This window comes from Rhizobium sp. PRIMUS64 (assembly GCF_023006465.1).
GTDB classification, from domain to species: Bacteria; Pseudomonadota; Alphaproteobacteria; order Rhizobiales; family Rhizobiaceae; genus Rhizobium; species Rhizobium leguminosarum.
The window spans coordinates 18,991-31,221 of sequence record NZ_JALBGX010000079.1; the positions used below are offsets into that span (position 1 = coordinate 18,991).

General features: G+C 61.6%; 14 protein-coding genes. 9 read left to right on the forward strand and 5 right to left on the reverse strand.

All coding sequences use genetic code 11. The features are described from left to right. Positions 1–47 precede the first annotated feature (47 nt). The 3 genes from MOV76_RS25700 to MOV76_RS25710 all read right to left on the reverse strand — a co-directional run bounded on the left by MOV76_RS25700 (position 48) and on the right by MOV76_RS25710 (position 4,204). Positions 48–776, reverse strand: coding sequence for a Bax inhibitor-1/YccA family protein (locus MOV76_RS25700; protein WP_011653891.1), 729 nt, complete (start codon positions 774–776; stop codon positions 48–50). Positions 777–956: 180 nt separating this feature from the next. After that, on the reverse strand, positions 957–3,500 hold the full coding sequence (locus MOV76_RS25705; protein ID WP_247265569.1) for an ABC transporter permease: 2,544 nt from the start codon (positions 3,498–3,500) through the stop codon (positions 957–959). Continuing rightward, positions 3,497–4,204 (reverse strand): ABC transporter ATP-binding protein, encoded by a 708-nt coding sequence (locus MOV76_RS25710; protein ID WP_018448245.1) that lies wholly within the window; start codon positions 4,202–4,204, stop codon positions 3,497–3,499. Before MOV76_RS25710 ends, MOV76_RS25705 begins: the two co-directional genes overlap by 4 nt. 72 nt (positions 4,205–4,276) lie before the next feature. Here MOV76_RS25710 and MOV76_RS25715 point away from each other — a divergent pair, with 72 nt between their 5' ends. Then, positions 4,277–4,921, forward strand: a complete 645-nt coding sequence (locus MOV76_RS25715) for an arylesterase (protein ID WP_018243961.1) — start codon at positions 4,277–4,279, stop codon at positions 4,919–4,921. Between the two features lie 68 nt (positions 4,922–4,989). Next, positions 4,990–5,583 (forward strand): RNA 2',3'-cyclic phosphodiesterase, encoded by a 594-nt coding sequence (thpR, locus tag MOV76_RS25720; RefSeq protein WP_247265570.1) that lies wholly within the window; start codon positions 4,990–4,992, stop codon positions 5,581–5,583. Here thpR and MOV76_RS25725 read toward each other — a convergent pair. Continuing rightward, a complete protein-coding gene (locus tag MOV76_RS25725; protein WP_247265571.1) occupies positions 5,490–5,990 on the reverse strand; it encodes a low molecular weight protein-tyrosine-phosphatase in 501 nt (166 codons plus the stop codon). The two genes, thpR and MOV76_RS25725, sit on opposite strands and share 94 nt — an antisense overlap. A 34-nt stretch (positions 5,991–6,024) precedes the next feature. Here MOV76_RS25725 and MOV76_RS25730 point away from each other — a divergent pair, with 34 nt between their 5' ends. After that, the gene (locus tag MOV76_RS25730; protein ID WP_026188549.1) at positions 6,025–6,330 is read left to right on the forward strand and encodes a 4a-hydroxytetrahydrobiopterin dehydratase; all 306 of its coding nucleotides are present in this window, start codon (positions 6,025–6,027) and stop codon (positions 6,328–6,330) included. 80 nt (positions 6,331–6,410) lie between these two features. Next, entirely contained in the window at positions 6,411–6,803 is a 393-nt protein-coding gene (locus tag MOV76_RS25735) for a YkvA family protein (RefSeq protein WP_012759347.1), read from the forward strand. Positions 6,804–6,890: 87 nt separating this feature from the next. On the opposite strand, the gene MOV76_RS25740 is transcribed toward MOV76_RS25735, so the two are convergent. Continuing rightward, the gene (locus tag MOV76_RS25740) at positions 6,891–7,451 is read right to left on the reverse strand and encodes a sigma-70 family RNA polymerase sigma factor (protein WP_130718183.1); all 561 of its coding nucleotides are present in this window, start codon (positions 7,449–7,451) and stop codon (positions 6,891–6,893) included. A gap of 336 nt (positions 7,452–7,787) precedes the next feature. On the opposite strand from MOV76_RS25740, the gene MOV76_RS25745 reads away from it, so the two are divergent. From MOV76_RS25745 to MOV76_RS25765, 5 genes are all read left to right on the forward strand, one after another. Next, positions 7,788–8,297: an invasion associated locus B family protein gene (locus MOV76_RS25745; protein ID WP_018243956.1), complete on the forward strand. Its 510-nt coding sequence runs from the start codon at positions 7,788–7,790 to the stop codon at positions 8,295–8,297. 352 nt (positions 8,298–8,649) lie between these two features. Next, a complete protein-coding gene (gene rlmN, locus MOV76_RS25750) occupies positions 8,650–9,876 on the forward strand; it encodes a 23S rRNA (adenine(2503)-C(2))-methyltransferase RlmN (protein ID WP_182564498.1) in 1,227 nt (408 codons plus the stop codon). Between the two features lie 93 nt (positions 9,877–9,969). Then, entirely contained in the window at positions 9,970–10,923 is a 954-nt protein-coding gene (locus MOV76_RS25755; RefSeq protein ID WP_018243954.1) for an ABC transporter substrate-binding protein, read from the forward strand. 123 nt (positions 10,924–11,046) lie between these two features. Then, positions 11,047–11,925, forward strand: coding sequence for an ABC transporter permease (locus MOV76_RS25760; protein ID WP_247265572.1), 879 nt, complete (start codon positions 11,047–11,049; stop codon positions 11,923–11,925). Then, a partial coding sequence (locus MOV76_RS25765; protein ID WP_247265573.1) for an ATP-binding cassette domain-containing protein occupies positions 11,922–12,231 on the forward strand: 310 nt, incomplete at its 3' end. The genes MOV76_RS25760 and MOV76_RS25765, both read left to right, overlap by 4 nt.

Below are 12,231 nucleotides of genomic sequence, written 5' to 3' on the forward strand. Positions count from 1 at the left end.
ACAAAAAAGGCGGCCGAAGCCGCCTTTTCGATCTCAGTCTGCCCTGCTTATTTACGGTTGCCCATGAACTGCAGCAGGAACATGAAGAGGTTGATGAAGTCGAGATAGAGCGTCAGCGCACCCATGATCGCCTTGCGACCGGCGACGGCGACGTCATCGGCTTCCAGGTACAATTCCTTGATCCGCTGCGTATCGTAGGCGGTGAGGCCTGCGAAGATCAGGACGCCGAGCACCGAGATCGCGAACTGGACGGCGGACGACGCCAGGAAGATGTTGACCAGCGAAGCGATGATCAGGCCGAAGAGACCCATCATCAGGAACGAGCCCATCGCCGACAGGTTACGCTTCGTCGTGTAGCCGTACAGCGACAGCGCGCCAAAGGAGGCGGCGGTGACGAAGAAGGTCTGAACGACGCTCTGGCCCGTGTAGATCAGGAAGATCGACGAGAGCGACAGACCGACGAGCGCAGCGTAGACCGCAAAGGTCGTCTGGGCGGCGGCCACCGTCATGGTATTGATCCGGAAGCTCAGGAAGAACACCAGAGCGAGCGGCGCCAGAATGACCACCCACTTCAGCGGGCTTACATAGATCGCCTGACCGAAAGCGGTCAGTTCGCCATTGGCGAAGGCGAATTGGAACGACAGATATGCGGCCACACCGGTGATCGCCAGACCCAGCGCCATCAGGTTGTAGACCTTGAGCATATAAGCGCGCAGGCCTTGATCAATCATCTCGCCGGTCTGAGCGCGGCTTTGATAGTTACGAAGATCAGCCATAGTTTCCTCTTACAAGCTCCGATGGATATACGGTGTCGGGGTTTTCGACCCGGGCGCCGCTGCGGAGCTCCAGCATGCCTGCGAACAATATGAGGCTTTCGCCCATTGCAAACAAGAGGCTTGCAAAGCCTCGGCCGGTTAAATCGCCGTAAGGTGAAGGGTTTGAGTGCCGCTGCCCGGTCAGAGCTCGCGCAAAACGGGGGCCGCCTTCTGCCCAAGGATGCGCCAGGTGCCGATAAGGCCGATGCCGACGGTGAGGACGAGCGCGGTCACAAGCGTCAGTCCCGCCACGTCGGGCAGAAATGTCGAGGGTAGACGCATGATGCGGGCGACGATGAACCAGGCGGCAACGCCGCCGGCGATCAGCGCGAAGATTGCGGTCGCAAGCCCGAGGATCAGATATTCGTAGCTGAAGGCGCGGATCAGCATGGCGCGCGTGGCGCCGAGCGTCTTCAGCACCACCGCGTCGTGGGTGCGCGCCCGGTTTCCGGCGGCAAGCGCGCCGGCAAGGACGAGGATCGAGGCGATGAGGGCGACGGAGGCTGCGGCGCGGATCGCGGTCGCAAGCTGTGCGACCAGCTGGTTGACGATATCGATCGCGTCCTTGACGCGCACACTGGTGATCGTCGGATAGGTGTTGGTGACGGATTTCAGGATCGCCGCATCTTCGGCCGGTGTCGAAGAGGGATCGGTCAGCGTCGCGAGCCACGCATGCGGGGCGCCGCGGAAGGTATTCGGCGAGAAGACCATGACGAAATTGATCGACAGCGATTCCCACTCGACGCGGCGCAGATTGGCTATCTTCGCCGTAATGTTGCGGCCGAGCACGTTGACGGTGACCTTATCGCCGATCTTGAGGCCGAGCTCATGGGCCTCTTCCGAGGAGAAGGAGACGAGTGGCTCGCCGCTGTAATCCTTGTCCCACCATTTGCCTTCGGTGAGGGCGGCGTTCTCCGGCAGGGTTTCGGCATAGGTGATGCCGCGATCGCCGTTCAGCACCCAGCGGCCGGCCGCCGGCACGTTCATCTTGGTGACATCCTCGCCGTTGAAGGCGATGATCCGGCCGCGCAGCATCGGCACTTCGACGAGCTTGCCCTGCGGCGCTTGGCCCTGGACGAGATCGCGGAATGCATCGACCTCGGCGCTCTGGATATCGACGAAGAAGAAGTTCGGCGCACCCTCGTTCATACGGCCGGTTAGCTGCTGGCGCAGGTTCCCGTCGATCAGGGTGAGCGTCACCAGCAATGCCAGGCCAAGGCCGAGCGAGAGCACGACCGAGGGGGTCAGTGCGCCGGGGCGGTGGATGTTGCCGATCGCAAGCCGCAGCGCTGGCGAATTGACGCGCGGGCTGCGGCGCGCGAGCCAGGCAATCAGGGCGGCGACCAGGCGCAGGACGACGAAGGCAAAAACGATCGCGCCGACGAAGACGACGGCGATGAAGCGGTCATAGGCGGTGAGGATGGCAAGCCCGGCAAGGGCGGCCATGAACAGGGCGGCAAGCACGATGTAGGGCCAGGAGGGCAGGCGGCGGGCCTCGAAGCCCTGTTCGCGAAAAAGGGCCGTCGCCGGCACTTCGCGGGCGTGGCCGAGCGGCAGGATGGCGAAGGCGAGCGTCGTCAGGATGCCGAAGAGCGTGGCGAGCAGCAGGGCGCCGGGGTAGAGGGTCGGCGTCGTGGAGACCGGCAGGAATTGCGCCAGGAATTGCGCGGCAAACATCGGCGACAGGGCGCCGATGACGAGGCCGATCAGGATGCCGCCGAGAGCGATGATGGCGATCTGGAAGAGATAGATCAGAACGACGACCTGCGCCGGCGCACCCAGACATTTGAAAGTGGCGATGGTGGTGCGTTTGGAATCGAGGAAGGCGCGCACCGCATTGGCGACACCGACACCGCCGACGATCAGCGCGGTGAGGCCGACCAGCGTCAGGAACTGCGAGAAGCGGGTGATGTTTTCGGTGAGCGAGGGCGCGGCGCGGTCGCTGGTGCGGATCGCCCAGCCGGCGGAGGGGAATTCCTTGGAGGCGCGCGCCTGGATGCCCGACATCGCGGCCTTGTCTTCCAGGCGGATCTTGTAGGCGTGTTCGACCAGGCTTCCCGTCTGGATCAGCCCGGAGGCTAGAAGCGCCTGGCGGCTGACGAGCAGACGCGGCGCAAAGCCAAAACCTTCCGACAGCGCATCCGGTTCGGTTTTCACCGTGCCGGTGATGCTGAGCTTGACGTTGCCGAGCAGCAATTCGTCGCCGACCGCAAGCCCGAGCCGATCGAGAAGGAGGGGCGCTGCGACCGCACCATAGGTGCCGCCTTGGCCCGAAAGCAGTGCTGCAAGCGGATAGTCCGGTTCGGCTACGAACTTGCCGTAGAGCGGGTAGGCGTCATCGACGGCCTTGACCTCGACCAGCGCCTGATCGGAACCGTCAGGCTTGCGGGCCATCGAGCGCAGGCCTGTTGACACCGAAACGGTGCCGAGGCCTTCGAGGAAAGCTATTTCCTGAGGTGTGGCTTCACGGTTGTTGAGTTCGAAACGGACGTCGCCGGCCAGCAGCTCCTGCCCCTGCGAGGCGATCGTGTCGGTGATCGACTGCGAAACGGAATTGACGGCGGCGATGGCGCCCGTGCCGAGCGCGATGCAGGCAAGGAAGATGTAGAAGCCGCGGATGCCGCCGCGCAGCTCGCGCAGCGCCAGGCGAAAAGCGAGCGAGACGCGTGGCGTGATGATCCTCATGCGATCGCCGCTTCGCTGCGGCGGGCGGCGCTGTCGCCCTCGATCCTGCCGGAGCGGACGCGAATCTGGCGCGAGCATCGGTTTGCAAGCGAGACGTCGTGGGTGACGAGAAGCAGGGTCATGCCGCGTTCGGCCTGCTTGGAGAACAGAAGGTCGGCGATCTGGCGGCCGGTCTCGGTATCGAGATTGCCGGTCGGCTCATCGGCGATCAGCAGGGCCGGCGACGGGGCGAGCGCTCTGGCGATGGCCACGCGCTGCTGTTCACCGCCGGAAAGCTGACCGGGATAGTGGCTCAGCCGTTCGCCGAGGCCGACCGATTTCAGCTCGCGATGAGCGATCTCGAAGGCGTTGCTGACATTGGCGAGCTCGAGCGGCACGGCGACGTTTTCCAGCGCCGTCATGTTGGCGATCAGGTGGAAGGACTGGAAGACGATGCCGATGTTGCGGCCGCGGAAATCGGCGACCTGGTCCTCACTGAGGCTATGGAGCGGCGTATCGTTGATGTTGATCTCACCGCTGTCGAGTTTCTCCAGCCCGGCAAGCACCATCAGCAGGGTGGATTTGCCGGAACCGGAAGGGCCCACGATGCCGACGGATTCACCGGCAGCGATATCGAGATCGATGCCCTTCAGCACATGGACGGAGGCGGCTGCGCTGCCAAGGGTCAGATCGGCGCCCTTCAACTCGATAATGGTTTTTGCCAACAGAAATCGCCCTATATAAGTCCGTAATCGAATGGCCGCATAACGGCACCTCGCCAATCTAGGGAAGCCAGCATGAGATTTAAAGTTGCCGCCCTTCAATTCACCGTCATTGCCGTCTCGCTGATCTTTGCCACTGCAGCCGATGCCCGGACGATCAATCTCGTCGGTTTCGGGGACAGTTTGATGGCGGGCTATCAGTTGCCGCCCGGCGATGGCTTTCCGGAAAAGCTGCAGGCGGCCCTGAAGGCGAAGGGGCTCGACGTCACCATTGCCAATGCCGGGGTCTCCGGCGACACGACGACAGCAGGCCTTGCGCGCATCGACTGGTCGGTGCCCGACGGCACCGATGGGGTCATTCTCGAGCTTGGCGCCAATGATGCGTTGCGCGGCATCCCGCCGGAGGAGAGCGAGAAGAATCTCGATCAAATGATTACCCGGCTAAAGGAGCGTGGGATTGGCGTGCTGCTCGCCGGTATCATAGCGCCGCCAAACATGGGGGCGGATTATGCCGCACGATTCAACCCGATCTATCAGAAACTCTCGGAAAAACATAAGCTTCCACTCTATGCCTTCTTCCTCGACGGCGTCGCGCTGGAGGCCGACTTGAAGCTCGAAGACGGCATGCATCCAAATGCGAGAGGTGTCGACGTCATGGTCGAAAAGATGGAGCCTGCTGTCACAAATTTCGTCGAAACGATTTCTTCTGTGAAGAAATAGGGGCTTGCGCGGTTGTTGATTGCGTGATTCCGTGTGAGCACCTGCAAAAGATTCGGGGAGTGCTCGTGATGCCGAGACTGTTTACCGCCCTCGAAATTCCGCGCAATGCGGCGATGAGTCTTTCATTGCTGCGCGGTGGCCTCCCTGGAGCACGATGGATCGATGTGGAGAATTACCACATCACCCTGCGCTTCATCGGTGATGTCGACGGCCGCACGGCCGATGAAATCGTTGAACGCCTCGACCGGATTGACCGGCCGGAATTCCAGTTCCGGCTCGAAGGCATCGGTTCCTTCGGATCGAAGAAACCGCATTCGGTCTGGGCCGGCGTCTCGCAATCGCCAGAAATGTATGCCCTGCAAGGCGAGATCGAGCGCATCTGCCAGCGTATCGGCCTGCCGCCGGATCCCCGCAAATTCATGCCGCATGTGACGCTGGCGCGGCTCAAATCCTCGCGGCTCGACGATGTCGTGCAATATCTGGCGGGGCGCGGCAACTTCCACACCACAACCTTCACCGCACCGCGCTTCGTGCTGCTTTCGTCGCGCGAATCGGTTGGTGGCGGGCCTTACCTGACCGAGGAAGTGTTCCCGCTGCACGAGGCGCGCTCGACGCCCAGCGTTTCGAGCAGGCTGCGGCAGCCGGTCAAGAGCCTGGTGTAGACCAGCTCGAAACCGCCCGAGCCGCCATAATAGGGATCGGGAATATCCTCTCCCGTTCCCAGCGCCGTGTCACCGAAAAGGTGGATATTCGCCCCATGCGGCGCGCTCTTTTCGAGCGCCGCCAGGTTGTCGCGGTCCATGGCGAGGATCAGATCGAAATCCGTGAAATCCCTCGGTTGGACGCGGCGGGCGCGCTGCCCTGATATGTCGATGCCGTGGCCTTTCGCGATGGCGATCGAACGCTGGTCGGGCGGCTCGCCTTCATGCCAGCCGCCGGTGCCGGCGGAATCGATCGTAAAATCGCCGGTCAACCCCGCCTCGGCGACGAGATGGCCAAAAATTCCCTCGGCGAGCGGAGAACGGCATATATTGCCCATGCAAACGAAGAGGATGCTGATGCGTTTCATCGGTAACCTGTCGAACAGAGATGAGGACCATGGCATGAAAATGGAAAAACTGGAACGGACGGCGGCCGAGGCGCAACTGACCGAGCTTTCGGGCTGGGTGCTCAATGATGCGGGTTCTTCGATATCGAAGACGTTCAAGTTCGCAAATTTCGTCGAGGCTTTCGGCTTCATGACGCAGGCAGCACTTGCGGCCGAGAAGCTTAACCACCATCCCGAATGGTTCAACGTCTATTCCAGGGTGGATGTGACGCTGAACACGCATGATGCCGGCGGGCTGACGGAACTGGATTTCAAGCTCGCCAAAGCAATGGAGAAGGCTGCGGCGCGACGTGTCGTTTGAATATGGGGCCGATTGAAAGGGGCCGATTGAAAGACTGGGCGCCGTCACCATATGTTCGCATGGACAAAAGGGATGCAGGGATGGACGAGGTCAAATTCGGCGAAATCCTCTTGCCGGGCGACGAGGACACCCAAAGCCGGCGCGAGAAGACCGTCAGGCAGAAATTCTGGCCGACGTTCCGACGGGCGGTGCGACAGATCCCGTTCTCGCGCGATGTGGTCGCCGGTTTCTATTGCGCGCTCGATCCGCAGACGCCGACAAAGGTGCGCGGCGTGCTGCTCGCGGCACTCGCCTATTTTGTCATGCCGATCGACATGATCCCGGATATTTTCGCCGTCATCGGCTTTTCCGACGACATTGCCGTGCTCTCGGCCGCCTTCGCCATGGTGCGCGGCCATATCCGGCCGGGCCATTACGAAGCAGCCGACCGCGTTCTCGCCGACCGGCCGGAAGAAGCGATGAAGACGATTTAAAGCGCGTCGAATCGAGCCGGGATGTGACACGCTTGTTTCATGCGTGTCGCCATCTCAAAACCGCTGCGCCCTTCTGGGCGACATACGTCAGGCGTTTTCGCGTTCCAGCACCTTGCGAAGCTTGCCGAAGGCAAGCCGGATGCGCGACTTCACCGTGCCGAGCGGCAGTCCGGTCGCTTCGGCGATCTCCGAATGCGATTGACCGAGGAAGAAGGCGGCGCGCAGCATGTCGCGCTGTTCCTCCGGCAGTTGACCGACGGCGGCGCGTATCTTGGCGTCGCGATCGTCATTGGCGATGAGTTCTTCCGCGCCGATATCGGCCGGCGGCTGCAGGGCCGGATCAGTCTCATCGAAGATGCGGGTATTGGCGCGGCGTTGCATGTCGATGCGGCGATTGCGGGCAATGCGGAAAAGCCAGGTCGAAAGTGAAGATCGCGTGGCATCATAGAGGTCTGCCTTGTGCCAGAGCACGATCATGATCTCCTGGACCAGTTCCTCGGCCTCGCCTGATGTCATCCTCTGGCGCATCAGCCAGGCCTTCAGGCGGGGTGCGAAATAGTCGAACAGGATGGAAAAGGCCTGCTGGTCGCGATCGTTCGCGACGGCCTTCGCGAGGGCAGCGAAACGCTGTCTTTCCTCGGCATCCATATCCCCTCACCAGCCCCCTGCGGCAACAATTTCGTCCCGGATTTCCAAGTCTTAATGAGGTACAACGGATTTGGGAAAGGTCAAACTCTTGCCTGAATCTTTGTGTCTTAAATTCAGCCGAACGGACGATCAGTGCCATTGGGGCACGGTGTCGCGGTCGATACCGTCAAAGGGGCGAAAATTGACACTCGAGCTGAAATGACACAGGCAGATACAAATCGCAGCTATTGTTGACCATTTGGTAACCTGAATTAAGTCAAAATAAAGCAGATCGTGATTATGCGGCGCCCGCTATGATCGCTTCGGGCCTTGAATCGCAAGAACCGGCAGGAATCCATGTTTGTAAAAAGTATCGTATCCGCTCTCGCACTCACCCTTGTTATGGCCGGAGTTGCGGAAGCGCAGCAGGCCGCGCCGAACCGCATCCAGCAGTTCCAGGCATGGGGCGCCTACTCCTACAAGTCGGGCAGCAGCACCGTCTGCTACGTGCTTTCCGTTCCGACGGCAAAGCAGCCGGCAAGCGTCGACCACGGCGACAATTTCTTCATCGTCTCGCAGCGTCCGGGCCAGAACATTTCCTACGAGCCGCAGGCGATGATGGGCTACACGGTCAAGGAAAATTCGAAGATCAACGTCGTCATCGACAACAAGACCTTCGTGATGTTCACCAAGGACAAGGCTGGCTGGGTCGAGAATGCTGCCCAGGAGCCGGCCCTCGTCGCGGCGATGAAGACCGGTCATTCGATGACGGTCAATGCCGTTTCGCGCAAGGGCACCGGCACCTCCTACAGCTATTCGCTCTCGGGCATCTCGGCTGCCCTGAAGCAGATCGAAACCTGCAAGTAGGCGGTCCTTCCGGCCGCAGAATTTCAAGGGCCGGCCTTGCGCCGGCTCTTCTCGTTTCCATCTAAAGCGCGACGCGGTCTTTCAGATCCGCCTGCCGCGCTTTAGGAGTTTGGTTTGAGCGTGCCCTAATCGCAAAACCGCCGCGTGTTTTTGCGCGACATGCTTGATAGTGACGCGCGGGCAAAATGATGGTAAAGCCGGCGCCAACAGCGGACAGATCGCGATAACAGTCGCCGTTCCGCCATTCAATTTCTGCCGATGTGCCGTCATGCGCCCGCAAGTCTTCCGGCTTACCCCCTGAAGCGCGCGGGCTCGCAGAGCCGGCACACGTTCGAATTCGGGATAAATGCCTATGTCCGTCATGGATGCGATCGTTGTCACCAAGCCGCAGGCGCGCACGCCCGCCAACGTCGAGAAACCCTCGTTGATTGGCCTGTCGCGTGAGGAGATGGGGGCGGCACTCCGGGAAAAGGGTGTGGCTGAGAAGCAGATCAAGATGCGCGTCTCGCAGCTCTGGAACTGGATCTATGTGCGCGGCGTCTCCGACTTCGACCATATGACGAATGTCGCCAAGGACATGCGGGAGATGCTGAAGCAGCATTTCACCATCGCACGTCCCGAGATCGTCGAGGAGCAGGTCTCCAACGACGGCACGCGCAAATGGCTGCTGCGCTTTCCCCCGCGGGGCGCCGGGCGCCCCGTCGAGATCGAGGCTGTCTACATTCCGGAAGAGGGCCGCGGCACGCTCTGTATCTCAAGCCAGGTCGGCTGTACGCTCACCTGTTCCTTCTGTCATACCGGGACGCAGCGTCTGGTGCGCAACCTGACGGCGGAGGAAATTCTTTCGCAGCTTCTGCTTGCCCGCGACCGACTTGGCGATTTCCCGGACCGTGAAGCGCCGCAGGGTACGATCATGCCTGCCGAGGGCCGCAAGGTCAGCAACATCGTCATGATGGGCATGGGTGAGCCGCTTTATAACTTCGATGCCGTCAAGCAGGCATTGCTGATCGCCACGGATGGTGACGGCCTGTCGCTGTCCAGGCGCCGCGTGACGCTTTCCACCTCCGGTGTCGTGCCGGAGATCTTCCGCACCGGCGATGAAATCGGCGTCATGCTGGCGATTTCGCTGCATGCGGTGCGCGACGATTTGCGCGACATTCTCGTGCCGATCAACAAGAAGTACCCGCTGAAGGAGCTGATCGAGGCCTGCCGGACCTATCCGGGCCTTTCGAACGCGCGGCGCATCACCTTCGAATATGTGATGCTGAAGGATGTCAATGACAGCCTGGAAGACGCCAAGGGGCTGATCAAGCTCCTGAAGGGCGTGCCGGCGAAGATCAACCTCATTCCGTTCAATCCCTGGCCCGGCACCAATTACCAGTGTTCCGACTGGGAGCAGATCGAGAAGTTCGCCGATTTCATCAATTCGGCGGGGTATGCTTCGCCGATCCGCACGCCGCGCGGCCGCGACATTCTTGCCGCCTGCGGCCAGCTGAAATCGGAATCCGAACGCATGCGCAAGACCGAACGTCTGGCCTTCGAGGCGATGATGATCGCCAATCACGGCGCCGACGACTGATCAGCAAGTTTGATCCTCGCTACAATTCTCCGCGATTGATTTCAGGGGGTGCTTTTCCTAAAAGTGGCGCCAAAATCATTCAGGAGGATCCCCATGCGCCCGATTTTGCTCGCTCTTGCCGCCAGTTTGGCCCTTTCCCTGCCCGCAAAGGCCGATGACGTCACCGTCGCCGTGACGGCGATCGTCGAACATCCGGCGCTCGATGCGGCGCGCAAGGGCGTTCTCGATGCGCTGACGGCCGCCGGCTATAAAGAGGGCGAGAACCTGAAATTCGTCTTCGAGTCGGCGCAGGGCAATCCGGCGACGGCAGCCCAGATCGCCCGCCAATTCGCCGGCGACGAGCCCAATGTCATCGTGCCGATCTCGACGCCCTCGGCCCAGGCCGTCGTCTCCTCGACGCGTGACATTCCCGTCGTCTTCACGGCCGTCTCCGATCCGCTTGGCGCCCAACTCGTCAAGAACATGGACAAGCCCGGCGGCAATGTCACCGGCCTTTCCGATATGTCGCCGGTCGCCGAGCACATAGCGCTGATCAAGGAAATCCTGCCTGATGTGAAAACCATCGGCTATCTCTACAATTCCGGCGAGGCGAATTCCGTTTCGCTGCTCGCCGTGCTGAAGGCTGAAGCCGAAAAGGCTGGCCTGAAGGTGGTCGAATCGGCCGCCACCAAGTCGGCCGAGGTCCAGGGTGCGGCACGCGCGCTCGTCGGCCGCGCCGATGCGATCTACATTCCAACCGACAACACCATCATCTCCGCGCTCGAAGGCGCCGTCGCGGTTGCCGAGGAGAGCAAGCTGCCACTCTTTACCGCTGACACGGATTCGGTTTCGCGCGGTTCGATCGCCGCCCTCGGCTTCAACTATTATGATGTCGGCAAGCAGACCGGCGACATCGTCGTGCGCGTGCTGAAGGGTGAGAACCCCGGCGACATCGCGGTCAAGACTGCCGCCGGCAGCGACCTCGTCGTCAACAAGGCTGCGGCCGAGAAGATGGGCGTCACCCTGCCGCAGAGCGTGCTTTCCCGCGCCAACAAAGTCATCGAATAGTCGGCCGGTACGTCTAGCGCCTTCGTCGTATTCAGCCGCTCTCGTTTGCACGGGAGCGGTTGTTTGTATTAAAAGGCTCCGTTTCGCGACGGGCGGAACGGACACAAAAAGGGGCTGAAAGCCTTGAGCCAAATCGCATTCTGGGGGGCCGTCGAGCTCGGCCTAGTCTATTCTTTCGTCGCTCTCGGCGTCTATCTCGCCTTTCGAGTTCTCGATTTTCCTGACCTGACGGTCGACGGCTCCTTTCCGCTTGGCGCGGCGATGACAGCCGTGCTGATCATTGCCGGCGTCAACGCCTGGCTCGCGGCTCTGATCGCCATGGCGGCAGGTGCCGCTGCGGGCATGGTGACGGCGCTGCTCAACGTGCGCTTCAAGATCCTCAATTTGCTCGCCTCGATCCTGACGATGATCGCGCTGTTTTCCGTCAATCTGCGCGTGATGGGCAAACCCAATGTCGCCCTCATCAATGCCGACACGATGATCAGCCCGTTCTTCGGCCATGGCCTTCGCGATTTCTACGTGCGGCCGCTCTTCGTCGGTATTCTGGTCGTCATCGCGCTCATCCTGGTCTGGCGTTTCCTGGAAAGCGATGCGGGCCTGGCAATGCGGGCGACCGGCGCCAATGCAAGGATGGCGCGGGCCCAGGGCGTCGATACCAGCCGGCAGATCTATCTCGGCATGGCGATCTCGAATGCGCTGGTGGCGCTCGGCGGCGCCCTGTTTGCCCAGACGAACGGCTTTGCCGACGTCACCTCAGGCGTCGGCACGATCGTCGTCGGCCTCGCTGCCGTTATCATCGGCGAGACGCTGCTCGGGCGGCGCGGTCTGCTGATCGCGTTGATCGGCTGTGTGCTCGGCTCGATCCTCTATCGCATCGCGATCCAGCTGGCGCTTTCGAGCGACGTCATCGGTCTGCAGGCGTCCGATCTCAATTTCGTCACCGCCGTGCTGGTGACCGTGGCGCTCATCCTTCCCCGGTTGCGTGGAGGTGCCGCGTCGTGATCAACCTCAAGAACATCAAGGTCGTCTTCGGGCGCGGTACGCCGCTGCAGAAGCAGGCGCTCTCGGGTGTCAGCCTGACGATCGAGGAAGGCTCCTTCGTCACCGTCATCGGCTCGAACGGCGCCGGCAAATCGACGCTGCTCGGCGTGCTCGCCGGCGATGTGCTGGCAAGCGAGGGGCAGGTGCTGATCGGCAATGCCGACGTGACCCGCAAGACGACGGCGGCGCGCGCCGGACTTGTCGCCCGGGTCTTTCAGGACCCGCTGACCGGAAGCTGCGGTGCCTTGTCGATCGAGGAGAACCTGG